Origin of the sequence: Shewanella chilikensis (assembly GCF_037953065.1) — a bacterium.
In the GTDB taxonomy this organism is placed as follows: domain Bacteria; phylum Pseudomonadota; class Gammaproteobacteria; order Enterobacterales; family Shewanellaceae; genus Shewanella; species Shewanella chilikensis.
This window is the reverse complement of record NZ_CP149966.1, coordinates 2,248,645-2,275,046: the sequence shown is the minus strand read 5'-3', so window position 1 is coordinate 2,275,046 and position 26,402 is coordinate 2,248,645. Positions and strand designations below refer to the sequence as shown.

The following is a 26,402-nucleotide window of genomic DNA, read 5'->3' as shown; positions in this document are numbered from 1 at the left end:
GCTACTCGTTTAATAGCACCTGTTTAATGTCAAGGAAACGATATGGAAACAGCCGTAAACCCTTTTAACGCCCCGCTTCACTACTGGCGAATGCGCAAAGTGTTCAAGCAGTTAACCCCGGCGGAGCAGGAATTTATCCGCACCAAAAAGTTGGATGCAACCCATTCGACCCAGCACTGGTTACTGTTTCTCAAGCGCCTGACCCGATTGGATCGTATGGGCAGCCCATTGAGACGCCAGTTTCGCCGCAGCCGCAATTGGTTAATAGGTTTCACTATTGTCAGCATATTCCTGCCCGTACCTCACCTGGTGGTGTATGCCTTGGTGGGTTTGACCCTGGCCTCGATATTACTGCTTCACAGCTGCAACCGTATGGACGTCAACGACAATGTGCGCACCGGTCTTATCAAGTTAATGCAGGTATTGGCTATGGAGACTAACAGCGTACAGCTGAAACTGGATCTCGACTCCATACACAAGCGTAAGCCAGCCCGAACCGAAAAGCCCGAGAAGAGCACCCAACTGGCCTACTTTGAAGTGCCACTGTTGCAATTCAGGGCCAAACTCAAAGACGGCAATGAGCTGCAACTGCGGGTGGATGATGTTATCTGTCGTCGTAAACGCACCCGTCGCAACGCCCGAGGCAAGGTCAAAACCAAGATCAAGTACAAGGGACGGCGCAGCATTCGCAGCTGCCTGACGCTGAATGCTGAATTTTATCATCTACGCCAGGGTAAACTGGCACCAACTAGCAAGGCACAGACTCAAAACGGCATCACCAAGGTGAAATCCAACTCCACCTTTAAATTTATCGGTGAGTCACGTTTGATGGATGCCGAGAATATTCTCAGAACCATCGCCAAGTCCTATCAACAGACCAGTATTCGAGCCAGGGGATAATATGAATCAGTGTCAGCTAAAAATCGGTTTTTTCACCCTCAGCCCTTGCGGCCAACCTGCCGTTGGCAGTTGCAGTGAGTGCCAAGCCAGTGTCTGCGAACATCATCTGGATCCCAAAACCTGTCTGTGTTTTCAGTGCGCCGCCAAACCCTTGAAGGTTGGCAAGGAAGTCTATGAAGATCCGCGCTCAGGCACCAAATATGAGCAATTGAGCCTACAAGGCGTTAAACCAGAGGATCCGCTTGCCGGTTTCGCCCTCAAGCAACTATATCTCGGCAGTGCCTGGTATCAACTGCACACCAAACACGGCAGTTACAACAAGGAGTTTGATGCCGAAGACTTGGCCGCTTTTGAGCTCCCGGTCGACGAAGATGATGAGCAGTTGCCGGATTACGAGTATCGGGATATCTATGACAGCTAACCCCAGGCTACTGTGGCTGACTCAACACTACCCGCCGGCCAAAGGCGGCATGGCATTGTCCTGCGATAGACTGGTGCGCCATTTGCGGCGGCTCGGGGTACATATCACCCTTTATCATTTACGCTCCGGCGGCCTGGAAAAGGAAACCGGCTATTTTGCCGAGCAGGGTTGCGATCACAGCTTTCCCATGGGTAGCAACCCGGCGCACTCGCTCAATCTTCTATGGCATAAGCTGGAGGGTGAATATGATGCTGTCGTTGCCTATGGCTATCCCTTCTCCATGCATGCCGGGCGCATCTTTGCCGCCTGGCTTGGGTTACCGCTCATCACATTGCTGCGCGGCAATGACTTTGACTTGAGTATTCTCGATCATCGTCGCTATCAAGTGCTGCAGGATACGCTGCAAGCCAGCGCGCTGGTATTGACCGTCAGCGCCGACAAGGCAAAACGGGTCAAAGCCCTGTGGCCGCAAGTCAGAGTTCACAACATGAGTAATGGCCTGGATAGCGAACGTTGGCAGCCATTGCCGCTGGATAAAGAGCAAGTCAAAGCCTGGCGTTCCAATAATCTGAAAAATCCCAGTCAACCTGTGATTGGCCTTTTCGGTCATTTGAAAGAGAAAAAAGGTTTGGCCTTTTTTATCGAGACCTTCAAACGCAGCCCCTTGGTAAACAACTGCCATCTGTTGTTGATTGGCGAGCTGGATGAAAGCGCCGCCGAGCTGTTGCAGACCCTGCCCGAGGGCAGTTACACCCTGGAGCCGTTTCTTGACAGGTATCAGCTGATAAGCCGTTATCTGGTATGCGACCTTATCGCCATTCCCTCTTTCTATGAGGGAACCCCCAATGTGCTGCTGGAGGCGGCGGCGCTCAACATCCCTGTGCTCGGCGCCTGCTGCGGCGGTATGGCCGATCTTATCTTCGACAGCCTGCATGAGCGCGAAAAGCATGTCTTCGATGACCGTTTGACTGACAGTGACGCGGCCCATAATCTCCTCGGCCAAACGGACTCAGGTTATCTGTTTCATCCAACTTCTGCGGAGTCGCTTTTGGATGCGTTGGTGCGTTGGCAAACCGATACGGCTTCGATTCGCGCCGCCAAGAGCCAGGCTTTGTACCAAACGGTACTGAGTCAGTGCAGCGCCGAGGCTGAAGCCGAGCGTTATTTGGCTGCCATCAAGACACTGGTCGCTCAAACGGCGAGTCACTGATGCTTATCTATTACGCCCCCGGCGGCGGGCTCGGGCACTTGAGCCGGGCACTGAAAGTGCTCGGCTTTATCAAGGCGCAGCAAGCGTTGGTGATCACAAGTCCGCTGCCATTAGCGGTCGATGCGCTGCTACCAAAGGGCATTCAACACATCAGTCTGCCGCCCAGGCTTCAGAGCCGAGCCGAACTCAGCGCTTGGCTCACGCAGTTACTGGCATCGCTCAATAAGCAACAAGAGTGTCGGCTCATGCTGATAGATGCCTTCCCCGGGGGCATTTGGGGCGAACTTGGGGATATTCTCTTGCCTGGCAAACTTGTCTATATCGCCAGATTGCTCAATTGGAATGTCTATCGCCAGCGCGTTGCCCATATTCCCCGTTTTCAGCAAATCTGGTTTTGTGAATGGCCAACCCCGGAGCAGGAACAGGCGCTCTCCAATCAAACAGGCCAACGCTTCTGGCTGCCATTACTCGGCGAAGACAAGTCCAAAGGCGCAACCCCAAATGGTTTTGAAAAGCCTAAACAGACTCTGGTGATCCACTCGGGAAGCCTTGCCGAACAGGCTTTGCTGCTTGAACACGCCACAAAGGCGGGGGAAGAGATAGATATTATTGCGCCACCGCACCCAAGCGCCGACGCAGGCTTTAATAGCAACCCCCTTGATAGCAAATCCCTTGATAAGAGTGCTCTGAGCGACTTCAACAACTGCACCAACAAAGAGCACGAACCCGGATTAACCCGGCTGCAGCTGTACCCGGCCTCAGATATTGGCTGGCAGTATCAAAAGGTTATCTGTGGCGGCGGCTTCAACCTGGTGAGCGAATATATCCTGCATCCCGGCGCCCTCTTCGTGCCCCTGACCCGAGCGCTGGATTTGCAGCATTTGCGTATCGAACGCGGCTTGGGCGGTTTTTTACCGCCGCCCGGGTTGAGCTCAGTGCCGAACGATATTCTCAAGCGACTTTGAAACGCTCATACTCATATAGTGGTGCTAGCGGAGCTTGTCACTCAAGGCTGTGACTCGGCTATACGAGTGTGAATACGGTTGACCTCCAGCAAAGCCGCACTGCCGTACCAGGCTTTAAGTTCCATGATAAGGCTACCGGCCTGAACAGCAGGATCACTGGCCGTCAAGGCTTCAGCCTCAGCCAAACTGGCAACATCAAAGATATAAATCCCCCGCCACTCGCCGCCATCGATAAAGGGCCCGGCCAACACGAGTTTGCCCTCATGCGCCAAACGCTGAATATGGCTCATGTGCGCTCTTTGAAGCTCGGCGCGCTGTTCTTTGCTGCCACTTCGATTGGGACCCGCCTTTAAAAACGCCATTACATAAGGTTTCATACCATATTGATCGGCACCGAGTGCATGGGCCAGAGCCTTATCATAGGCAGGCGTTTCAACGGAAACCGGATTATCTGAATCAGCGGCGGTTGCCACTAAACTCAAGCCGGTCAACAGCGCCAGCGCGCAGCAACTCGCCATGGTAGTTTTCATCATTGATATCTCCCCAATCCGATGCCCTTGTATGTCCGCTTTTCGACAATAAGGTTATAAGTAAAGCAAAAAAATCCCCGCCGTGGCGGGGAGTTAAGCCCGGTTAGAGACTAAATCCGCATCGCCAATTCGGCACCCTGACGAATGGCGCGTTTGGCATCCAACTCGGCAGCGACATCAACGCCGCCAATGAGGTGCATTGGCAAGCCGCACTCTTCCAGTTCCGGCAACAGCGCGCGGTTGGATTCCTGACCTGCGCAGATCACCACAGTATCCACAGGCAGCAGCTGCGGTTTGTCATCAATCAGTATGTGCAATCCCTGGTCATCAAAGCGCTCATAGCTGACCCCACTGAGCTCTGTCACCTTGTGCTGCTTAAGCACCATGCGATGGATCCAGCCCGTGGTCTTACCTAAGCCTTTACCCAGCTTGCTCTTCTTGCGTTGCAGCAAATACAGCTCTCTGGCCGGGGCATGCGCCTGGGCTTGTTTGGCCAGTCCGCCACGCTCGGCGTAACTTGTGTCTATCCCCCACTGACGATACCAGCGCTCCGGCTCCAGCGTGCTGGACTCCTGCTCGCCGAGGAAATGCGCCAAGTCAAAACCTATGCCACCGGCGCCGATAAGTGCCACCCGCCGGCCGACTTCCACCTCGCCCCGCAGCACCTGTTGATAACTGACCACCTTGGGAGAATCAAACCCGGGCAAGTTGAGCTCTCTTGGTACAACACCACTGGCGACCACCAACTCATCAAAAGCCTCATCCCTGAGCACAGAGGCGTTGAGCGGCGTATTCAAACGCAGGTCCACCTTAAAATGTGCGAGGCGATTCTTGAAATAGCGTATGGTTTCGTTGAATTCCTCTTTACCTGGGATCTTGCGCGCCAGGTTAAACTGGCCACCGACTTCATCTCGGGCTTCAAACAAGGTCACCTTGTGCCCCCGTTCAGCGGCGTAGACGGCAAACGCCATCCCAGCCGGGCCCGCGCCCATCACAGCCAGGCGTTTGGGTGACTCAGTCTTGGGGAAATTAATCTCTGTCTCATAGCAGGCTCTTGGATTAACCAGGCAAGTAGCACGCTTGAGCGAGAAGGTATGATCGAGACAAGCCTGATTACAGCCGATGCAGGTATTGATGGCTTCGCTTTGATTGGCCGCGGCTTTGTTAACAAACTCAGGATCAGCCAGGAAGGGCCTTGCCATGGAAACCATATCCGCCTGCCCCGAGGCAAGGATCTGCTCGGCTATCTCAGGCGTATTGATCCTGTTGGTGGCCACCAAAGGAACACTGAGTTCTTTTTTCAAACGTTCGGTAACCCAGGCAAAGGCGCCTCTGGGTACGCTGGTGGCTATGGTCGGGATCCTTGCCTCATGCCATCCTATGCCGGTATTGATGATAGTGACACCGGCTTGTTCCAGCGCTTTGCCGAGCTCAATGACCTCCTCGAGGCTTGAGCCCTTGTCGACCAAATCCAGCATAGACAAACGAAAGATAATGATGAACTCGGGCCCGACCTTGGCGCGGATAGCGCGAACAATTTCCAGTGGCAGGCGAATACGGTTGGCAAAACTGCCGCCGTAATCATCGCTGCGCTGATTGACCCGCTCACAGATGAACTGATTGATGAGATAGCCTTCAGAGCCCATCACCTCCACGCCATCATAACCGGCCCGTTTGGCCAGTTCGGCAGAGGTGGCATAATCCTTTATGGTGCCGCGGATTTGCCGCAAAGACATGGCGCTCGGCGTAAATGGGGTAATGGGCGATTTGACCTTGCTCGGTGCCAGCGAAAAAGGATGATAGCCGTAACGACCGGCATGAAGGATCTGCATACAGATTTTGGCGCCGCCCTCATGTACAGCTCGGGTAACGATTTTGTGTTTGCCCACTTGCCAGGGAAAGCTCAGCTGACAGGCATTGGGGGCCAAACGGCCGCGAAAGTTGGGCGCTATGCCGCCGGTGACAATCAAACCCACACCACCCAGCGCCCGCTCCTTGTAGAAGTGTGCCAGTTTCTCAAAACCGCCCTTTTCTTCTTCCAACCCGGTATGCATGGAACCCATGAGTACCCGGTTTCTCAGCTGGGTAAATCCCAGATCCAAGGGTTCTAATAAATGAGGAAAGCCCGACATTAAAACATCCTTTTTAAACAAGTGATTTAAATCAGCATAACCTGAGCCGCCATCAAGCTCAACATAAAGCATGCATTGCCAATCTCCCTTCGACTAAGCCGGTGAAGCTCGGGAATAAAATCACTTACAAATGTATTTTCCCGTTGCTGCTATTTTCAGTTAGCATTAGCAGAATGCATGGAAAAATGGAGTGGCTATGTCCGCAAAACCCCTGACAACCAAGAATACCCTGATGTTGATCTGGAATGTGATCAACTTCATTCGCAAGCTGGTATTGAACCTAGTGTTCTTCCCACTGTTTTTCATCGCTTTGATAGCCGTGGTCATCGCCATGGTCAGCAGCGATAAAATCCAAGTTGAGGATGGTTCGGCGCTGGTGTTGAACCTGGCCGGTGGCATAGTGGATCAGAAGCGCCAGATTGACCCGTTCGAGGCGATGCTAAACCAAGGTAAGGGGCCTGATGCAAACGGCGAAGTCTTATTGAGTGATGTGCTCTATACCATTAACAGCGCCACCAATGACAAGCGGATCAAGGCCCTGGTGTTGGATCTATCCGAGTTGCAATACGGCGGCCTGAGTAAGCTCAGCGCCATAGGCCAGGCACTCAACGAGTTCAAAAGTAGCGGCAAGCCTGTAGTCGCCATAGGTAACTATTACGATCAGAACCAGTATTTCCTGGCGAGTTTTGCCGATACTGTCTACCTCAACCCTGAGGGCATGGTGGCGGTAGATGGATTAAGCCGCTACCGCCAATACTATAAGTCGGCGCTGGATAAGTTAAAAATTAAAGCGCACATTTTCCGTGTCGGCACTTTCAAGTCAGCGGTTGAGCCTTTTATCCGTGATGACATGTCAGAAGCGGCCAAGGAAGCGAACTCTGTTCTGCTCAACGACATCTGGGGCAGCTATACAGAAACAGTGGCAGCCAATCGCGGCATAGACAAGTCCAGCCTGGGTCTTAATGCCACAGCTTATTTGGCAGAGCTAGAACAAGCCGATGGCGATTCAGGCGCCATGGCGGTTAACCTGAAGTGGGTCGATAAACTGGCCAGCGCCGAGGACTTCCGTCTGGCGATGTTGGACTTAGTGGGCAAAAGCAAGGAAGGCGATAGCTTTAAGCAGATAAGCTACTATGACTATGCCAAATTGATGGCACCGCTGCCCGAGTTAGTCCCTTCAGAAGAGATTGGCATCATAGTGGCCAAGGGCAATATTCTCAACGGTAGCCAGCCGGCCGGTGATATCGGCGGTGAAAGTACCTCCGCCCTGCTGCGTAAGGCCCGCTTCGATGACACTATTAAGGCCGTAGTACTTAGGGTCGACAGCCCCGGCGGCAGCGCCTTTGCTTCCGAGCAAATTCGTCAGGAAGTGCTGGCATTGAAGAAAGCCGGTAAGCCTGTGGTCGTCAGTATGAGCAGCATGGCAGCCTCCGGTGGATACTGGATTTCGGCCAGCGCTGACTATATCTATGCCAACCCCACAACCCTGACCGGATCCATCGGTATCTTCGGCATGATAACCACCTTCGAGGATTCCCTGTCTTCAATCGGCGTCAATACCGATGGTGTGGCCACCTCAGACTGGGCCGGTCTTTCTGTTACCCGGCCACTTTCCGATGGCGTCAAGGCGGTGATCCAGCGCCATATTGAACGTGGTTACAAAGACTTTATCTCGCTGGTCGCCAACGAGCGCAATATGGCGCTCGAGCAGGTGGATAAGATTGCCCAGGGCCGAGTTTGGTCCGGCAAGAAAGCCCTGGAGCTAGGTCTGGTGGATGAACTTGGCGATCTCGATAACGCCATTGCCAAAGCCGCCGAACTGGCCGGGCTGGATAAGTTTGACAGCCGAGTGATAGAGCAGGAGCTGACACCTGAGCAACTCTTCATTCAGGAGATGTTTGCCAGTGTCTCCGCTTATCTCCCCCCCAGTGTTAAGCAGTCCAGCGTACTGGAAAAACTGCTGACTCAATGGAGCAAGGTACTGGAAGAGTTTGCCGCCTTTGACGACCCTAACGGCGTCTATCTCTACTGTGATAACTGCAGTTACTGATAATCCTGAAAGCCCGGTTCGCCGGGCTTTTTTGTGCCTTATGCTGCCGGGGTTGATTTGCTATAATCCGGCCTCTGTTTTGCTCCAATGATAAATAAAGCCAGATTATGAACAAAAAAAAGTCCATCTATGTCGCATACACGGGCGGCACCATAGGGATGCAAAAAACCAGTAATGGCTTTGCCCCGGTCGCCGGTTTCCTGACAGAATGCGTCAACTCCATGCCGGAGTTTTTCCATGAAGAGATGCCGACGTTCGTGATCCAGGAATATAGTCCGCTGATAGACTCCTCCAACATGGCTCCCAGCCACTGGCAGATGATAGCCGACGATATTCAGGCCAACTATGACAAGTATGATGGCTTTGTCATTCTTCACGGCACAGACACCATGGCGTTTACCGCCTCGGCACTGTCTTTTATGCTGCAGGATCTCGGTAAGCCAGTTATCGTCACCGGCTCGCAAATTCCATTGGCGCAGCTGCGCTCAGACGGTCAAACCAATCTACTCAATGCCTTGTATATTGCCGCCAACTATCCGGTTGCCGAGGTTTGCCTGTTCTTCAACAATAAGTTATTTCGCGGCAACCGTACCACCAAGGCTCATGCCGATGGCTTCGATGCCTTTGCTTCGCCGAACTTTCCTTTATTGCTGGAAGCCGGGATCAAGATTCGCCTGCGCGCCGGAAAAATTGCGCCGCCCTGCGATAAACCCTTGAAAGTAGCGCCTATTACTCCTCACCCCATAGGAGTAGTCACTCTGTATCCAGGGATCTCCACCGAAGTATTCAACAACATACTGCAGCAGCCGGTAAAAGCTCTGATATTACTGACCTATGGTGTCGGCAATGCACCGCAGGACCCCGCGTTGCTAGAAACTCTCAAGCGGGCCAACGACAAGGGTACTGTGCTTATTAATCTGACCCAGTGTCTGCAGGGAAAAGTCAATATGGGTGGTTATGCCACAGGCAACGCCCTGGCGAAGGCCGGCGTTATCAGCGGCGCCGATATGACCACGGAAGCCGCCTTGACCAAGTTGCATTACTTGCTCTCTCAAGGGCTGAGCACAGAAGAGATAAGAAGGCGGATGCAACAAAACCTCTGTGGCGAGCTCACAGCAGACTGAATTTAATTGATAGCAAAAAGCCCTGTATATACAGGGCTTTTTTATAATTCGAATCCAGAAAACTAATTAAAGATCAGATTCTTTGAACTCAGCAATGCTCTCACCGCGAAACTGCTTTTTCAGCTGCGCCTTGGACAGCTCGTTGAGCTGGCCACCGGCGCCTATGGTAAAGTGCTCGGTTTGCTCCAAACGCCTGGCCTGATAGAGCATCACCAGTTGCAGTGTGTTTTCCCGCTGCTCCTCGGTCAGCACAGTGCCATCTTCCCACTTACCTATCTCGGCGGCGCTGCGCAGTCTCTCATAGACCTCAACCGGCATCTCTTCAATCACTTTGTTGATATCTGTCATACACTTTTCCGCTTGTGCAAAATAATACGTATCCGGGTTATCAGGTAACCCACGAAACCGAGCGTAAAGCAGATGGCACCGGCGATAGCTCGATTGCCTTCGGCGACTTCTCCACCCCAGAACCAGATAACCACCCCGGCGATAAACAGGGTCAAGGCCAGAAAGCTCTGGTTCATCAGTTTGGTCGACTGCTGAATATGGCTGATCCTCGACAGCGACTCGGTGTTGGGCCCCAGTTTGGAACTGCAGTGTGGGCAACTAGGTGCCTTACTGGAGATCCGCTTGCGGCATAAAGGGCATTCAACCAGTGCCATAGCTGCTCCTTACCTAAGTTTATCCACGACGGCCAGCATGGCGGTCAATGAGGCTTCCCCCAAGTACAGGCAACGCTCGGGAGACCAACCCACCAGCGGATCAGCCAAATTATCGTTGTCCTTAAATGGCATTTCCAAGGTGTTGGACAGGCAGTTGAAGGTTTCGCCGACCCAGTTGGAACCTATGGTCAGGTTGGCCTTGCCAGGCTCGTCCTTTTCATAGCCGTGTTCGGTCTGGAAATCCGGGCTAACCAGCAAGAGCGCCGAGGCAAATTCCTGTTGCAGCTGAGTCAAGCGCTCATCCCAACAAGGAATGCCTTCACAGCCTGCCAGGAATACATAAGGTAGACCTTCATCACCGTGGACGTCATAGAAGAGGTCCACACCGGTTTCTTTCATCTTTTGTACCACATGGTACACCTCGGGGCTCTTCTCCAAGCTTGGCGTTTGCCACTCACGATTTAGGTTAACACCGGCGGCATTGGTACGCAGATGGCCGCGGGCGCTGCCGTCTGGATTCATGTTGGGCACCACATAGAAATTGGCCTTATCCAACAACTGTTTGGAGACAGGATCATCCGAGTCCAGCAAACGATACAGTAAACCTTCCACCAGCCATTCGGCCATGGTTTCCCCTGGGTGCTGACGGGCTGTGATCCAGATATTGCGCTTGCTGCTATCGCCATCTCCCACCTTGACCAGGGTCAGATCGCGACCATCCAGGGTCAGCCCCAGGTGCTCCAGGCTCACTTCAGGATGCACTTGCACTGCACTGAGCAGATCCAGGTGGCGTTCATAACTGTAAGGTGCAAAATAGGCTATCTGAATCGCATCGGCGTCCAATTCAACATTGATGCTTAGTTTACCGTCTTCATATTTGGTCGGCAGACGGAACCAGTGCTGGCGATCATAACTGGCAACCGCCTGGTAGTTTTCCCAGCCTTTGGGATAAGAAGCGCTGCCGGCGTTGATGATATTGAGGGTGTAGCTATTTCCTACCTGGCCTTCAAAACGGAAATTGAACCACTGGTAGAACTCTCCGCCCTGATCCGGGCGGATCGCCAGTCTGATGTCGTCCTTGTCATCCAAACTGATGACCTGAATATTGCCACCATCAAAATTCGCGCTGATCCGCATGATGTTTTCCTTCATTGCTTTTATAGGGTATGGAGCCCGAAGGCTCGCGCAAGTGGGCTATAGGATAAACCAAATCGGCCGCGCTTGAAAACGCGGCCGACTCTGGCTTGATATGCGAAGATTAATCAGTGATGGTTTACAGCTACTCACCAAAGGCTGAAACTGTATCCCTGGCCGCGCACCGTATTGATAAGGCTTCTTGGCAAACGGGTCTGCTCCAGTTTTCGCCGGGTATTGGAGATATGCATATCCAGATTTCGATCAAACCGCCCTAGCTCTTTTTTTAACACCCGTCGCTGCAGCTCTTGCTTGGTAACTACTTGGCCCTTACGCTCAAACAGATATTTAAACAAACGAAACTCTGTCTGAGTCAATGCCAACTGCTGATCGGCAATAGCCACAGTGTAATCCGTCTCATCAAATTGGATCTGTTTATTGAGCGCCAGATCAGCAGGTTCCTGCCCCTTGCTGATATTTATCCTTCTTATGAGCGCCTGAATACGGACCAATAACTCTTTGACGCTGAATGGCTTACTCAAAAAATCATCTGCCCCCAGCTCATAGCCTTTAATCCTTTCCTCTTCGCTATCGACAGCCGAAATCACTATCACAGGTGTGCTGTCCTTACGGGCAAGCAACATCTCAAAACCATTGAGTTTGGGCATCATTAAGTCGAGCAAGATAACATCTGGGGTAAAAGTGTCGAGTCTCATCAGTGCATCCAAACCATCAGCGGCACAAATAACATCGTGCCCCTCGCCCTCCAGTGCTTCCTTGAGCAAGTCCCTGAACTCCAGGTCATCGTCCACCAATAAAATTTTCGTCATTTTCGTTAATAAAATTCTCAAATAAGAACCATTACCATTAACGTTAACATAATTATCCTGGTCGAGCCAGAAAAATTCACGGGTTATAATGATGTAAGGTGCACAGAGTCACATATAAGGAGTTATGAAAAAGGGACAGCTGGTCAAACTGTCCCTGTAGTCAACAGGACAAGTTAAGATTACCGCCACTGAGGCTGCAAACTTTATCCCTGCCTTTTATTGTCCACCTTACTTGTCTTGCATAAGCTGGCTGATGTATTTGACCGGAGCACTACCATAACTGAGGAAGTTTTCGTGGAACGTCTTGAGATCAAATGCCTTGCCTTGCTGCTGTTTAAGTTCTTCCCTTAAGTCGTAAATTTCACGATAACCAGCGTAATAGCTGGTTAACTGTACCTGGCTCAGCGTTGCCCGGCGCCACTTACCTTCCGCCTCGGCTTGCTGCTGGAAAGCTTCGTCAGTCATCAATTTAATGGCCTGCTCTTCAGTCATCCCCTTGACCTGAATGCTGTAGTCAAGAATGGTGTTGCAAATTACCCTGAGGTTCCACTTGTAGTACATCAGCCACATTTCCGGCTCAAAGTTACCATAGCCCTGTTCCAGCATCATACGCTCGGCATAAACGGCCCAACCTTCGACCATGGCGCCGTTACCAAACAGACTCTTGACTAGGCTCGGTGACTCATTGGAGTACACCAGTTGGGTGTAATGGCCGGGGATCGCCTCATGTATGTTCAGTACCTGCAATATCCAGTGGTTATACTCGCGCAAGTAACTTTCGGCCTGCTCGTCAGTCATGCCATCGAGGGGAGTCACGTTATAATAGGTGTTGCCGCCCTTCTCATAGGGGCCGGGAGCACTGATGGAAGCACCGGCAAACCCCCGCATGTATTCAGGTGTTTCCCTGACCACCAAAGGTTTTTTCGGATCCAGAGTCACCAGCTCGTGTTGATTGACAAACTTCACCAGCTCGGGGATCTGTGCCCTCACCTCGTCGACAAAATCTTCCCGCTTGACATGCCGGGCCGAAAGCTTGTCGATCAACTGTCTGATAGCCTTTTTCTCGTCTTGCGGCTTGGGCTCTTGGAAATACTTACCCCAGAGCTTGTCGGTAATTTTTGCCATTTCGCCCTGAACCCTGGCCTTATCGGCCAACGCCTTTTCATAGAGGACCTTGGCGCTCATACCAGCCTGAATATCGAAGGCGAACTTCTCCTCATAAAGCACTTCACCTATCCGGAAACTACGGCTGCCTTCCTGCTTAAGTTGCTGTTCCAGCTGTTTGAGAAACTGGATATGCCCTTCGATGGCCGCCACGGCTTTATCCATTCTTTGCTTGAATAACGCCTTTTCATCAGCGTTCAGGCCAGAGGCGTTCACCTTGGCGAGCAGTTCATCGGACAATACCGAAAAGGCGCCCTGATTTTGCATGATGGCCAACTCTGTGTGCTCAAGAGTGGGATTATCTATGTTTTGCTGCGCCGCCCGGTAATAGGCCGGCACATTTTCCAATCGGCCCAATACAGAGCGCAACCTTTGCTCCAGAGGTGCAAAGTCCTCATTGATGATTTGCGCAAAGCCCCCAGCCACGTTGTAACTGGACGGGTCCCACTGCCAGGACTTGAAGCGCTTGATTTCCCACTCCATGCTACCGAGGACGTTTTCAATCAAGCGATAGTCAATCAGGTTGGCAGCGGTAAGCGCCGCAAAATCAAAGCTCGCCATCTTGGCTCGCTGCTGCTGAATAAAATTCAGCGTTGTAGTACGGCTGGTCGCATCCGGTACCAGGAGTTTGGCATCATATTGATGAAAGCCATTATAGAGCGCCCATGTCGGTGCAACTTGCCACAGAGAATCGATAAAGCTTTGACTGAATGAACTAAAGGCTTGGTTCTGATCTTGTTTAACGGCAGCAGAAACGTTAGATGCCATCGCTTCGGGCGAGCTTTGGGTTTGACATGCGGACAGACCTGTCAGCGCCAGTGACACCGCCAGGCACAGAGTGAGTTTTTTCATATGATTTCCTTCCCGGCACCCGTATGTTGGAAATTTGAATTCTTATCGGTTTTTCGGGTGCATAGTTTGCTAGTAAATCATGGAAGCAGGAACTTTTCAGCAATTGATTAATAAAGAGACATGCTTTGTTACAGTTTGCGAGCTGGCATGAATTGCATATGACCATAGTGAAGCCCAGAGGAGTGAAGCGATTTCAAGCTTCTATAGAAAACCAACTGATACAGAAGAAGCATTTCATACGCTGAAAGCAAAGAATATCTGACATAGAGAAGCTTTTTAAACGAGTTTTTATATTCTTTAATTTTAACCGGCATATAAAGGATGCTTGTGTGCTGGGCCGCGGTGATTCCATATATACCGAGCAATTAAAAATGCCGCTCATTGCAACTGAACGGCATCCTGGTTTTAGTACAAGGCTATTTTTAGTCGCGGTAAATCTCGCCGTAGAAGCTCGCCAGCAACAAGGCTTTTAACTCACTGATCAGAGGATACCTGGGGTTAGCACCTGTACACTGATCATCAAAAGCATCTTCAGCCAGCTCATCCAATTTATCCAGGAAATCGGCCTCCTTGACGCCGGCTTCCTGAATTGAAACCGGGATCCCCAAAGCCTGTTTCAACTGTTCGATTTTAGCTATCAAACGCTCGACTTTTTCGGCGTCACTCAGCCCAGCGTCTGTCAGTTTGAGGTGATCGGCAATAGCGGCATAGCGGCAGAGCGCCTTGGGTCTGTCATACTGGCTAAAAGCAGCTTGCTTGGTTGGCAGGTCGGTGGCGTTGAAACGGATGACATTGCTTATGAGCAGTGCATTGGCCAAACCGTGGGGCAGATGGAATTCGGCGCCCAGTTTGTGGGCCATAGAGTGACATATGCCCAAGAAAGCGTTGGCAAAGGCAATACCGGCAATGGTGGCGCCGTTGTGCACTTTTTCGCGGGCAATCGGCGCCGCTGCGCCTTCTTCGTAAGCCTTGGGCAGGTGCGCAACCAGAAGATCCAAGGCCTGCAATGCCTGGCCATCACTATACTCATTGGCCATCACGCTGACATAGGCTTCCAAGGCATGGGTGATGGCATCTATCCCGCCAAAGGCGGTCAAGGACTTAGGCATGTTCATCACCAGGTTGGGATCCACAATCGCCATATTGGGAGTCAGTTCATAATCGGCGATGGGATACTTGGCACCTGTCTGCTCATCAGTCACCACGGCAAACGGTGTAACTTCAGAGCCTGTGCCCGATGTGGTAGGGATAGCTACCATCTTGGCCTTGCGCCCAAGTTTGGGGAACTTGTAAATACGTTTGCGAATATCCATGAAACGCAGCGCCAAATCGGCAAAGTCCACCTGCGGATGTTCATACATCACCCAGATGATCTTGGCGGCGTCCATGGGGGAGCCGCCGCCCAGTGCGATGATCACATCCGGCTGGAAGCTCTCGGCTACTTTAGTGCCGGCGCGAACTACCGCTAAGGTAGGATCGGCCTCCACTTCATAAAACACTTCAGTATCCAGCCCTAATCCTTTGAGGATCTTGACGGTTTCATCACAGTAGCCGTTATTGAACAAGAACTTGTCTGTCACTATTAAGGCGCGGCGTTTGTCGGCCAACTCTTCCAGGGCAATAGGTAGGCTGCCACGGCGGAAATAGATGGAGGATGGAAGCTTGTGCCACAACATATTCTCGGCCCTCTTGGCGACGGTTTTCTTGTTGATAAGATGACTCGGGCCCACGTTCTCCGAAATCGAGTTCCCTCCCCAGGAGCCACAGCCCAAAGTGAGAGAAGGTGCCAGCTTGAAATTATAGAGATCGCCAATCCCGCCTTGAGATGCCGGGGTGTTTATCAGAATTCGAGCGGTTTTCATCCGCTCACCAAAACGCTTGACCCTTTGCACCTGGGTATCTTGATCTGTATAGAGCCCAGAGGTATGGCCGATACCACCGAGTTTCACCAAGGCATCAGCCTTATTCAGAGCCTCATCAAAGTCTTTGGCGCGGTACATCCCAAGCAGCGGCGAAAGCTTTTCATGAGCGAAAGCTTCGGCTTCGGTTATTGCATCCACCTCACCGATCAGCACCTTGGTCCAGCTCGGTACGCTGAAGCCTGCCATTTCGGCAATACGCGCCGCACTCTGGCCAACAATGTCGGCATTGAGAGCGCCATCTTTGAGGATAACCTGTTTCACGGCAAAGCATTCTTGGTCATTGAGCAGGTAACCACCATGATGAGCAAAACGCTCTCGTACTGCTTGATAGACGCTGTCGAGCACCACAACAGCTTGTTCAGAGGCACATACCACACCATTATCAAAGGTTTTTGACATCAAAATGGAAGCCACCGCGCGTTTGATATCTGCGGTTTCATCAATAACCACGGGTGTGTTACCTGCGCCGACACCTATGGCAGGTTTTCCGGAAGAGTAAGCGGCTTTCACCATACCCGGGCCACCGGTTGCCAGAATGAGATTTATCTTTTCATGGGTCATCAGATGATTGGAAAGTGCGACGCTGGGTTCATCTATCCAACCTATTATGTCCTCGGGGGCTCCGGCTTTAATGGCTGCATCAAGCACTATTCGGGCGGCCGCGACTGTGGATGCTTTGGCCCTGGGGTGTGGAGAGAACACTATGGCATTACGGGTTTTCAGGCTGATCAGCGCCTTGAAGATAGCAGTGGAGGTTGGGTTGGTTGTCGGTACTATGCCGCAGATGATCCCCACGGGTTCGGCAATTGTGATAGTGCCGAAGGTGTCGTCTTCTTCCAGAATGCCGCAGGTCTTTTCATCTTTATACTTGTTGTAGATGTACTCGGAAGCAAAGTGGTTTTTAATCACTTTATCCTCCAGCACTCCCATAGAGGTTTCGGCGGCGGCCTGTTTCGCCAGCGCGATTCTGGCATCGGCGGCAGCCAGCGCCGCGGCGCGAAATATCTTGTCGACTTGCTGCTGACTGAAACCTGCGAATTTCGCCTGAGCCTGGCTGACTCTTTCCAGTAGCAGATCCAGTTCCTGAGTATTGGTGACTTTCATAATCAGTTTCCCGTAAAAAAATTTAACAAAGGCTCATCTTGGTTAAACTCTCTCACATGAAATAAAATTACATCCAAACCGGGTGGACATCTGTGATCTTGGCCACAGGCATGGCGTTTTATGTAATTCAACAACGTTACATCAGATTCAAGCATAGAAAAAATCTTTGTATTAGAATCGACTATACTGCAGCTTTGACTGCACTGATATTACGAAAATTTATTCGAAGTTGTGACCAAGTATAGAAAATCTCATTTCTGGGGTTTGTTAACTTAGGGTAGAGTATGCACCGTCTCAAGTTACTGTTTCCCGGTGAGTTCCCTACACTGGAAGGATACGAAATTGGATTTGACCCTGTACGTTAAATTTTTCCTCGGACTGGTGGCTATCATCAACCCGGTGGGCCTGTTGCCGGTATTTGTCAGCCTGACCAGTCACCAGACTGAGGCTGAGCGTAACCATACCGCTAAAATATCCAACTTTGCCGTGGTAGTAATCCTCCTGGTTACCACAGTGGCGGGTCAGTATATATTGAATATGTTCAGTATTTCGTTGTCGGCATTCCGAATTGCCGGCGGTACACTGATTGCCATCATCGCCATGTCCATGTTGCAAGGAAAGCTGGGCGAGGTGAAACGCAACCAGGAAGAAGACAGAGAAGCCTCTGCGATGGAGTCGGTTGCCGTAGTACCGCTGGCTTTGCCTCTAATGGCTGGCCCCGGGGCTATCAGCTCAGTTATCGTCTTTGCCGCCGAGCATAAAGGCCTGGCTAATCTGCTGGCCATGTCGGTGACTGTAGCACTGTTCGGTCTGCTCAGCTTCGCATTGTTCAGAATGGCTTCGGTTATCAATAAGCTGCTCGGTAAAACAGGGATCAACGTGATCACCCGTCTGATGGGACTCTTGATGCTATCCATTGGTATCGAGGTAATAGCCGCAGGTTTTAAGGGGCTGTTTCCCAACTTACTGGGTTAAAATAAATCGCGTAATATATTGATATTATGGATACCCCTCTCACAAATTGTGCCGCTATACGTCAGGCTCAATCGTACAAGCTAATTCACTGTAAAAAAGTTTGGAATCTTGACTGCGTACCCGATATTATTCAAAGGATTATGCTTAGAAAGATACCCTCCGACATAGTCGGAGGTTTTTCATATATGCCTACAAGGCTTTCTTACAGCAGCGCCCTAACAAGCCGGCACGAAGTCTGACAGTTCATATAAACCAATACAGCCTAATTAAGAATGGATATGGAATACAATAGAGAAAACATTGAGCAACTGCTAGAAGGGAAATTGCAACAAGCTTTAAGTGATTTTGGTGAAAAAGAGCTAAAAATCATTGATGTAGGAGTGTTTCCTTGGCACTCCGAGATTAGCGTATCCTTTCTCTTCAGCGAAGATTCGGCAGCTGAAGATGATATCGCGGCATGGCCCCATTTTGATTACTCCAAGATATTTGCAGGTGATTGGGACCAAGCCAGAGAATTAGCCAAGAGAATGAATGAAAAGTGGGCTACCAATAATGATCCTATCCCATTCTTCTTTGATTTCGGTTCTGCATTAACATCTGACCGAATATCGAGCGTTATAAAACGGTTTAATCTGGCACCGGACTTTAGGATACAAGTACTGAACCCAGATGATCCTAAAAGTGAGAACTTCTGTTGTTGATGAGTAACAGTAATCTGCTGTCGAACCGCTAATTTCAAAGCAAATCACTCTCTACAAAATGAATGCTAGAAGATTTGTTTGAATCATCCTTTGATATACTGGCCTTGTGATTCTTTGCCCATATTTTATCGGATAGCGCATTAGGCTGTTGATTAATCCAACACTCTAGAAAACACTATGCTTGATACCCACAGGGATTATTAAGTCAGGATGGATAAATAAGTGAACGAAGCAGTAATACTGAAATTAAGGACTCTCATGACATACATCAGGGAGAAGAGAACTACAGATGCTATCGACTTACTGCAGATGAATTCCGAGCTGGTTCAATTACAAACGCCATTGGGCAGCTTGCTTCATATTGCTGCAGATCATGACAACTTGGAATTGTGCCAGGCTTTGGTCAAGCTGGGAGCCGATATAGATAGCGGAGACAGTATCAGTGGCAGCAGTCCAATCCATAGGGCTGCGTCGAATGGCAACCAAGATATTTTGAACTACTTCATCGGCCTTGGAGCAAGACTCGATATTTCTGAGCCAGACCGTAATCCCCTTTTTACTGCGATTCATTATGGCCACTTCCATATTGTAAAGCGGTTAGTTGAGGCGGGTATAGATACTCAAATCCGTTATACCGGCCAGACGATGAAGGACATGGGAGCCCTTGAGTTTGCCCTTGAATGGGGGCGTACTGACATTGCTGATTATATCCAATCCGTTAGCTAACTTACCTCCGCCACTATTTTATTTTTATTGACAGTAAGCTCTACAGATTAGTGACAACCATATTTTACAGGCACCACCAGAGCGTTAATTCAACAAGGCCACAGTCAAAGGGAATCATCCAAATAAAACGCCCGTTTACAAAGCGGGCTTCTCTGAATATGGCAAAGGAGCAGGGATTTGAACCCTACATGACGACGCGAGAAAGCCAGCAATCCGCTAACCGCCTATACCAGGCTAATAGCAATCATCAAAACTGAGATGCGAAAAAGCCCGCCTGTTTACACAAGCCGGCTTCTCTGAATATGGCAAAGGAGCAGGGATTTGAACCCTGCATGACGACGCGAGAAAGCCAGCAATCCTCAAAGCAGTGCCAAGCCAATCCGTATCATCAAAACTGATGATACGAAAAAGCCCGCCTATTGCACAAGCGGGCTTCTCTGAATATGGCGGAGGAGCAGGGATTTGAACCCTGGATGGGCTATAAACCCATGCCGGTTTTCAAGACCGGTGCATTCAACCACTCTGCCACCCCTCCGAACGAGGCGAATAATATATCCAACATAAAGGCGTGTAAACCTTTAATAAATCATTTCGTTCCAACTGCTTATTCGTTAGGCAAAGCGGTTTTTAGTTGAACAATCCAGCTTTGTAAGCCCTTGAAAATGTGCTGACGATATAGAGTTCCCAGTTTTGCCGCTCTAATGAATATGCTTAAAAAAGCAAAAACCCGACCATAAGGTCGGGTTTTTTTAATCTGGCGGTGAAGGAGGGATTCGAACCCTCGATACGTTGCCGTATACACACTTTCCAGGCGTGCTCCTTCAGCCACTCGGACACCTCACCGCATCGATACTATTTACTGTGTGTATCAACACATTCACCAAGAGACATATCTCTATCCCCTTGATGGAGCGGTACTTTACGCAAAAGGCGAATGCCGGTCAAGCAAAAATCCTCCTTAATCTCCGTTTGCGCGTTTGCTGAGCAGCACGGTTCATAAATGGTTCAATCAATGTTCATTGAGCCTGAATTTACTCACTTCATCGCTCATCTTGTTGGCGTCTTTAATCAACAGCTCATTGAGTTTGCCAAGCTCATTGGCAATATCCTGGGTATTGCGGTAGATATCGCTGATCTGCATCGCATTGCGATTCACCTCTTCTGATACGGCAGACTGCTCGTGGGTCGCAGCAGCTATCTGTTCATTCATGCTATCGATAACTTCCACGTGCTCAACTATGCGCCTGAGCTCCTCACCGGCGCGGTTTGCCTCATCAACACTGATACCAGCCTGAGCCTTGCCTTTGGCAATAGCGGCTACCGCCACTTCGGCGCCCTGTTTGAGCCTTTCTGTCATATTCCGGATATCTTCGGTGGAAGATTGCGCCCGCTGCGCCAGATTGCGCACCTCATCGGCCACCACGGCAAAACCGCGGCCCATTTCGCCGGCCCTGGCGGCTTCGATGGTGGCATTCAAAGCCAGGAGATTGGTCTGCTCAGCTATGCCACTGATGACCTCCAACACACTGACAATGCCGTGAATATCTTTATCCAGTTTGGAGATGGTCTCTGCGGCATAACTGATTTCTTCAGCCAGTTCATTGATAGCCGATGCCGTGCGCCCCACTTCCAGGCTCCCTTCCCTGGCCTCAGTGCTGGCTTGATTGGAGGCTTCAGAGGCCCGTACTGCATTGGAGGCAATTTCCTGTACTGTGGAACTCATCTCTGTCATCGCCGATGCCACTTGCTCTGTCTCGCTGTAGCCAACCGCTACATCAGCCTGCATCTGGGTCGAGTGCTGTTCCATCTGTTGTACCACTCCCAGCAAGGTCTTGCTGCTGGAGCGAACCCGCAGTATCACCTGCTCAAAGTCGGTCATCATACTGTTGAAGGACTCGGCCAGCTCGCCAAACTCATCTTTGCCCGTATGGGGCAAGCGCACACTCAAATCATAATCTGCCCGAGCTCGGGTCACCCCCTGGTGCAATTCCCGCAAACTGCCGTGTAGATACTTAAGAATAATGCTGGAAACAAGACTGACAATGATTAAACCAAACACCATAATCCCAAGTACTATCCAGGTCTGGTTAGTAGCATTTTGCTGTTTGCTCAAGGTCTCGGCCAGGAGTTTATTCGACAGTTTCCGCTCAAATTCATGTAACAGATTGATGCGTGCTGTCGACTGATTAAACCAAGTTTCCGGAGACTGGGACTTGAGATCCTCGGCTTTCTGGCCATAAGCCAAGTCCCTCAAACGAGCGACTTCGGCAACAGCAGCTTGCGCTTGCAATGCCTGTAAATCCTTGAGTGCGGTTTCATCAGCCAAGGCCACAAACCTTTCCTGGTAAGCATTTTGCTCGGAGACCAGAGTGATAAATTTACGGTAGACACCGGGTTTGAACTCATTTTGACCGAAGGTAGAGCTGAGAACTGCCCGCTCGATACCGGCACGTTCCTTCATCTGCAAAAACGCCGAGAATGCTGCAGCTTGCATGGCAATTTGTTGATCGCCGCCCTTCTGCACACTGAGATCGACTATCGAAAGCAGTAATCTATTCAGCTCAGTGTAAAATGCCACTTCTTCAGCAACGCTTATCCCTTGTCTATCAACCTGGCTGCGAATTTCTCTCAAGCGGGCAATGCTGCTTCTGGCCTGTGCTAAATCCGTAGCAAAATCGGCGGGAAGCTGATGACTATTCAGAAATTCATTAAATTGTTGTAACTGTTTGTCGGTCAGTTGCCGCTGGCCAGGCAACTTGTCGGCAAAACTTTTGCCCTTGGAACCAAGATAACCTGCGCTCATGCCGCGCTCTTTTTGCAGTTCATGTACCAGCGCCGAGTTGACCACTGCAAGCTCACTGAGATCCAGCACTTCTTCCAGGCCATTGGCGAGCGACAATCGATCGCTGAACAATAAAATACCAAATAGAGTTGCCGCGATAAAAGGCGGCAGGATAACCAAGAGAAATTTGTGTTTCAGAGGGAGATTTTCAATCCATTGCCATTTCATTGATGCATCCTTTAAGCAGCTAACTTACTCATTTATTACTATGAAATTCAATTTTCAGCATACGTTGGCAAGTATAGTCGATGCTAATGGATGTCAATGGAAAAAGAGCCTACAAATGTAGGCTCTTTATTGGCTTGTCGAATAAAAAACATTTTGAGCTATTCAGGCGTTGCCTTTGACCTGCATATTGAGGGTTTTGGCAAAATCCAGCATCCGGGTCAGAGGCACCAGAGCGCCTTGACGCAGCGCTTCATCGACGAAGATCTCATGTTGGCTGCTGTCCTGGTTTTCCAGCGCGCTGGCAATCGCCTTGAGACCATTCATTGCCATCCAGGGGCAGTGAGCACAGCTGCGGCAAGTGGCACCTTCACCGCCGGTTGGGGCTTCAATCAGGGTCTTGCCCGGCGCGGCCTGTTGCATCTTGTAGAAGATGCCTCTATCGGTGGCCACGATAAAGGTATCATTGTCCATGGTCTGGGCAGCTTTGATCAACTGACTGGTTGAACCTACGGCATCGGCCATTTCCACAACACTCGCCGGAGATTCAGGGTGAACCAGAATAGCGGCGTTCGGGTGCTGCGCCTTTAATTGACGCAATGCCCTGGCCTTGAATTCATCGTGAACGATACACTCGCCCTGCCACATCAACATCTCGGCACCGGTTTGCTTGGCAATATAACTGCCCAAGTGACGGTCTGGCCCCCAGATGATCTTCTTGCCTTCGCCGTCCAGGTGTTCCACGATTTCCAACGCTATGCTGGAAGTCACTACCCAATCGGCCCGGGCTTTGACCGCAGCCGAAGTATTGGCATAGACCACTACCGTGTGATCCGGATGCGCGTCGCAAAAGGCACTGAACTGCTCAATAGGACAACCAACATCCAAAGAACAGGTGGCTTCCAGAGTCGGCATCAGAATGGTTTTTTCCGGGCTCAGGATCTTGGCGGTTTCCCCCATAAACTTAACCCCGGCAACGATGAGCGTTTTGGCGGGATGATCACGCCCAAAACGCGCCATTTCCAGCGAGTCGGAAACGCAGCCACCGGTTTCCTCGGCCAGAGCCTGAATTTCAGGGTCCGTATAGTAGTGGGCAACCAGCACGGCATTCTGCTCTTTGAGCAGTTGCTTGATCCTGGCTTTGTATTCGCTTTTTTCCTGTTCAGACAAGGGAACCGGTTTTGGCGGGAACGGATATTGAATATTTTCTATGCTTGGTGCTACCTGACTCATAACAGACCCAATGCGACTAATACTGTTGGCAATTATACGAAATCTGCCATCAAATCGTAACCACTTTGTGCTCGGGATCAAATAAAGCCATTGCCTTAAGAAGGCAAGAAGAGTGCAGCTCCCGAAACACACCTAAAACAAGGCCCCGCATTGCAGGGCCTTTATGATTATCTCATCGCCAGCAGCATTTCCTGCGGCTGCTCGAGATACTGTTTCCACAGATTACAGAAGCGGGCAATGGTGCCGCCATCTATCACTCTGTGGTCACCGGACCAACTGACCTGCATCAGTTTACGGGCTTCTACCTTACCCTTGGCATTGAAACGCGGCAGGGTTTGCACCTTACCCAAAGCCACAATCGCCACTTCGGGTTTATTGATAATAGGTGTTGCCACAGTGCCGCCCAGCGCGCCTATATTGGAGATAGAGATGCTGCCATCTTTAAGATCGGCAGGTGCGACTCTACCTGAGCGCGCGGCCTGGGTCAGACGAGTGACTTCGGCGGCAACATCCAGAATCGACTTATCCTGCACATCCTTAACGTTGGGCACCAACAAGCCAACCTTGGAGTCAACGGCCATACCTATGTTATGACGGCCAAGATAGGTGAGCTCGGTGCAATCGGCGTTCACTCGGCTGTTGATCACCGGAAACTCGGTCAGCGCCAGCGACATGGCCTTCATAAAGAAAGGCATCATGGTCAGCTTAAGCTCGTCATTGGAGTACTTGGCCTTCATCGCTTCACGAAGGGCGATAAGCTCGGTCAAGTCCAGCTCTTCGCAGTAAGTAAAGTGCGGAATGCTGGAAACTGATTCTGTCATCATCCGCGCCATCACAGCGCGAACGCCCTTGATAGGCTCTACCCTGTCGTTTGCAGTTGCCGCTGTGCCGGTTTGCACTTGGCCCTGAGGCAAAGTTTGGGGTTGGGCTTGTGCCTGAGGAGTCGCCCCCTTAAGGAAACGCTCGATATCCTCTTTGTAGACCCGGCCATTTTTGCCGCTGCCAGGCACTTTGGCGATATCGACATCCAGGCTGCGAGCCATACGTCTTACCGCTGGGCTCGCCAGTGCCTTGCCTTGGGGCACCATACTGCAGCCAGCCGTTTGCGAGCCGCTCTGGGCTTGAGTCTGGTCTTGAGAGGCGGCAGAGGTTGAGCCAGATGATGCACTTGCTGCAGCGGTTTGAGCCACAGGTGCACTGCCTGATTCTGCGGCAACTTCAATGGCAAACAGTGGCTGATGCACTTGGGCCAACTGCCCCTTACGGTAGTGCAGCTTGACGATTTTACCGGCCTTCATCGCCGGGATTTGCACCAGTGCCTTGTCTGTCATTACATCGCAGATGGGTTGATCTTCAACCACAGTGTCGCCTTCTGCGACCAGCCACTCCACCAGTTCGCACTCGACTATGCCCTCGCCGATATCCGGCAGCATAAAGTCTTCCACCTGGCTGCCGGCGCTAGCCGTAGTGTTAGTGCTAGACGATGCGGCAGTATCGGCGCTGGCTGCAGGTACAGGCGCTTCGCTGTCTGCAGCGTCCACTTCCACGGCATACAAAGGCTCATGCACCTTGGCAATTTCACCCTTGGCGTAATAAAGCTTACTGATAACACCGGGGAAAGGCGCAGGAATTTGCACCAGTGCCTTGTCTGTCATCACATCACAAACAGGTTGATCTTCGGCGACGGTATCGCCCTCAGCCACCAACCATTCCACCAGTTCACACTCAACAACACCTTCGCCTATGTCGGGCAAAATAAAATCTTTAATCATCCTGGCTCTCCTAAAAATTCACCGAGGCCTTGATGGCTTCAAAGGTTTTAAGCGCATCCGGCATATATTCTTTTTCGTGGATCAGGGGATATGGCGTATCCAGACCACAAACCCGGCTGATGGGCGACTCCAGGTACAGGAAACATTCCTGTTGGATGGTAGCGGCAATTTCACCGGCAAAACCACCGGTCAGCGGCGCTTCGTGGTTGATAAGCAATCTGCCGGTCTTTTTCACCGACTCGGCCACGGTTTCCACATCCCAAGGCGCGAGAGTACGAAGGTCGATGACTTCACAGTCGATGCCTTCCTCCTTGGCCATATCGGCCGCCTTCTCAATGATTTCCATCTGCGCGCCCCAGGCGAGCAGAGTAATATCTTTACCTTCACGAACCACTTCGGCTTTACCCAGCTCCAATTGATAATCGCCTTCCGGCACATCGCCGACAGAGGCGCGGTACAGGCGCTTGGGCTCGAAAAAGACCACTGGGTTGTTATCGCGAATGGCGGCCAGCAGCAAACCCTTGGCTTGGTAGGGGTTACGGGGAACCACCACCTTAAGACCGGGTGTTTGGGTAAAGTAGGCTTCCGGTGACTGGGAGTGATAATGACCACCGGCAATGCCGCCGCCATAGGGGGTTCTGAAAGTCAGGCCGCCGACATCAAACTCGTTGCCGCTACGGTATCTGAACTTGGCCGCTTCGTTGACGATTTGATCGAACGCCGGGAAGATGTAGTCGGCAAACTGGATTTCCGCTACCGGCGTCATGCCGTTGGAAGCCAGGCCGTTGGCAAAGCCGGCAATCCCCTGCTCGGTAAGTGGAGTATTGAAACAGCGCTCACGGCCAAACTTTTCCTGCAAACCGGAAGTTGCCCGGAACACACCGCCGAAATGGCCTACGTCTTCACCGAAAACCAGCATCTTGTCGTCGGCTTCCATCGCTATGGTCAGGGCATTATTGATGGCCTGTAACATATTCATCTGTGCCAC

Annotated in this window: 21 protein-coding genes and 2 tRNA genes; 9 read left to right on the top strand and 14 right to left on the bottom strand. The window is 51.1% G+C overall.

The annotated features are described in order from the left end of the window. Nucleotides 1-42 precede the first annotated feature (42 nt). Genes WKR14_RS10410 through WKR14_RS10395 form a run of 4 tightly spaced genes read left to right on the top strand, consistent with a single transcriptional unit; the run spans nt 43 to nt 3,496 of the window. Nucleotides 43-900 (top strand): hypothetical protein, encoded by an 858-nt coding sequence (locus WKR14_RS10410; RefSeq protein WP_224866279.1) that lies wholly within the window; start codon nt 43-45, stop codon nt 898-900. A 1-nt stretch (nt 901) separates the two neighbouring features. Next, the gene (locus tag WKR14_RS10405) at nt 902-1,321 is read left to right on the top strand and encodes a hypothetical protein (protein WP_339087705.1); all 420 of its coding nucleotides are present in this window, start codon (nt 902-904) and stop codon (nt 1,319-1,321) included. Next, a complete protein-coding gene (locus WKR14_RS10400) occupies nt 1,311-2,531 on the top strand; it encodes a glycosyltransferase family 4 protein (RefSeq protein WP_339087704.1) in 1,221 nt (406 codons plus the stop codon). Before WKR14_RS10405 ends, WKR14_RS10400 begins: the two co-directional genes overlap by 11 nt. Then, the gene (locus WKR14_RS10395; RefSeq protein WP_101056492.1) at nt 2,531-3,496 is read left to right on the top strand and encodes a hypothetical protein; all 966 of its coding nucleotides are present in this window, start codon (nt 2,531-2,533) and stop codon (nt 3,494-3,496) included. The genes WKR14_RS10400 and WKR14_RS10395 overlap by 1 nt, the downstream gene beginning before the upstream one ends. A 41-nt stretch (nt 3,497-3,537) precedes the next feature. Here WKR14_RS10395 and WKR14_RS10390 read toward each other — a convergent pair whose 3' ends face one another. Together WKR14_RS10390 and WKR14_RS10385 are read right to left on the bottom strand one after the other, a co-directional pair. Continuing rightward, nucleotides 3,538-4,029, bottom strand: coding sequence for a YciI family protein (locus tag WKR14_RS10390; protein WP_229839774.1), 492 nt, complete (start codon nt 4,027-4,029; stop codon nt 3,538-3,540). A 107-nt stretch (nt 4,030-4,136) separates the two neighbouring features. Then, nucleotides 4,137-6,158, bottom strand: a complete 2,022-nt coding sequence (locus WKR14_RS10385) for an NADPH-dependent 2,4-dienoyl-CoA reductase (protein ID WP_339087703.1) — start codon at nt 6,156-6,158, stop codon at nt 4,137-4,139. 196 nt (nt 6,159-6,354) lie between these two features. Here WKR14_RS10385 and sppA point away from each other — a divergent pair, with 196 nt between their 5' ends. Both sppA and ansA read left to right on the top strand, forming a co-directional pair. Then, nucleotides 6,355-8,208: a signal peptide peptidase SppA gene (gene sppA / locus WKR14_RS10380; protein WP_339087702.1), complete on the top strand. Its 1,854-nt coding sequence runs from the start codon at nt 6,355-6,357 to the stop codon at nt 8,206-8,208. 107 nt (nt 8,209-8,315) lie between these two features. Continuing rightward, the gene (gene ansA / locus WKR14_RS10375; RefSeq protein ID WP_101057512.1) at nt 8,316-9,332 is read left to right on the top strand and encodes an asparaginase; all 1,017 of its coding nucleotides are present in this window, start codon (nt 8,316-8,318) and stop codon (nt 9,330-9,332) included. A 66-nt stretch (nt 9,333-9,398) separates the two neighbouring features. On the opposite strand, the gene WKR14_RS10370 is transcribed toward ansA, so the two are convergent. From WKR14_RS10370 to adhE, 6 genes are all read right to left on the bottom strand, one after another. Continuing rightward, the gene (locus tag WKR14_RS10370; protein ID WP_039032997.1) at nt 9,399-9,680 is read right to left on the bottom strand and encodes a YeaC family protein; all 282 of its coding nucleotides are present in this window, start codon (nt 9,678-9,680) and stop codon (nt 9,399-9,401) included. Continuing rightward, nucleotides 9,677-9,994 (bottom strand): zinc ribbon domain-containing protein, encoded by a 318-nt coding sequence (locus WKR14_RS10365; RefSeq protein WP_165565101.1) that lies wholly within the window; start codon nt 9,992-9,994, stop codon nt 9,677-9,679. Before WKR14_RS10365 ends, WKR14_RS10370 begins: the two co-directional genes overlap by 4 nt. Before the next feature lie 9 nt (nt 9,995-10,003). After that, nucleotides 10,004-11,131, bottom strand: coding sequence for a M14 family metallopeptidase (locus WKR14_RS10360; RefSeq protein ID WP_165565102.1), 1,128 nt, complete (start codon nt 11,129-11,131; stop codon nt 10,004-10,006). Nucleotides 11,132-11,277: 146 nt separating this feature from the next. Next, entirely contained in the window at nt 11,278-11,958 is a 681-nt protein-coding gene (locus WKR14_RS10355; RefSeq protein ID WP_101057519.1) for a response regulator transcription factor, read from the bottom strand. Nucleotides 11,959-12,186: 228 nt separating this feature from the next. Further along, a complete protein-coding gene (locus tag WKR14_RS10350) occupies nt 12,187-13,974 on the bottom strand; it encodes a DUF885 domain-containing protein (RefSeq protein ID WP_165565103.1) in 1,788 nt (595 codons plus the stop codon). 422 nt (nt 13,975-14,396) lie between these two features. Beyond that, the gene (gene adhE / locus WKR14_RS10345) at nt 14,397-17,000 is read right to left on the bottom strand and encodes a bifunctional acetaldehyde-CoA/alcohol dehydrogenase (RefSeq protein ID WP_224866286.1); all 2,604 of its coding nucleotides are present in this window, start codon (nt 16,998-17,000) and stop codon (nt 14,397-14,399) included. 342 nt (nt 17,001-17,342) lie between these two features. Between adhE and WKR14_RS10340 the strand changes: the two genes are divergently transcribed. The 3 genes from WKR14_RS10340 (at nt 17,343) to WKR14_RS10330 (ending at nt 19,402) form a co-directional block, all read left to right on the top strand. Further along, complete coding sequence (locus WKR14_RS10340; protein ID WP_025010407.1) at nt 17,343-17,975, top strand: YchE family NAAT transporter; 633 nt, start codon at nt 17,343-17,345, stop codon at nt 17,973-17,975. A gap of 278 nt (nt 17,976-18,253) precedes the next feature. Further along, nucleotides 18,254-18,676, top strand: a complete 423-nt coding sequence (locus WKR14_RS10335; protein ID WP_287590262.1) for a hypothetical protein — start codon at nt 18,254-18,256, stop codon at nt 18,674-18,676. A 222-nt stretch (nt 18,677-18,898) separates the two neighbouring features. Next, nucleotides 18,899-19,402 (top strand): ankyrin repeat domain-containing protein, encoded by a 504-nt coding sequence (locus WKR14_RS10330; protein ID WP_226563902.1) that lies wholly within the window; start codon nt 18,899-18,901, stop codon nt 19,400-19,402. Between the two features lie 444 nt (nt 19,403-19,846). Here WKR14_RS10330 and WKR14_RS10325 read toward each other — a convergent pair. The 6 genes from WKR14_RS10325 to WKR14_RS10300 all read right to left on the bottom strand — a co-directional run bounded on the left by WKR14_RS10325 (nt 19,847) and on the right by WKR14_RS10300 (nt 26,402). After that, nucleotides 19,847-19,937: transfer RNA gene (locus WKR14_RS10325), tRNA-Ser, on the bottom strand. A gap of 220 nt (nt 19,938-20,157) precedes the next feature. After that, nucleotides 20,158-20,245, bottom strand: a tRNA-Ser gene (locus WKR14_RS10320). Between the two features lie 166 nt (nt 20,246-20,411). Then, a complete protein-coding gene (locus WKR14_RS10315) occupies nt 20,412-22,412 on the bottom strand; it encodes a methyl-accepting chemotaxis protein (RefSeq protein WP_339087701.1) in 2,001 nt (666 codons plus the stop codon). A 162-nt stretch (nt 22,413-22,574) separates the two neighbouring features. Continuing rightward, a complete protein-coding gene (gene nadA / locus WKR14_RS10310) occupies nt 22,575-23,642 on the bottom strand; it encodes a quinolinate synthase NadA (protein ID WP_101056653.1) in 1,068 nt (355 codons plus the stop codon). Nucleotides 23,643-23,809: 167 nt separating this feature from the next. Beyond that, entirely contained in the window at nt 23,810-25,414 is a 1,605-nt protein-coding gene (locus WKR14_RS10305; protein ID WP_165565106.1) for a dihydrolipoyllysine-residue acetyltransferase, read from the bottom strand. Between the two features lie 10 nt (nt 25,415-25,424). Next, complete coding sequence (locus WKR14_RS10300; RefSeq protein WP_071476039.1) at nt 25,425-26,402, bottom strand: alpha-ketoacid dehydrogenase subunit beta; 978 nt, start codon at nt 26,400-26,402, stop codon at nt 25,425-25,427.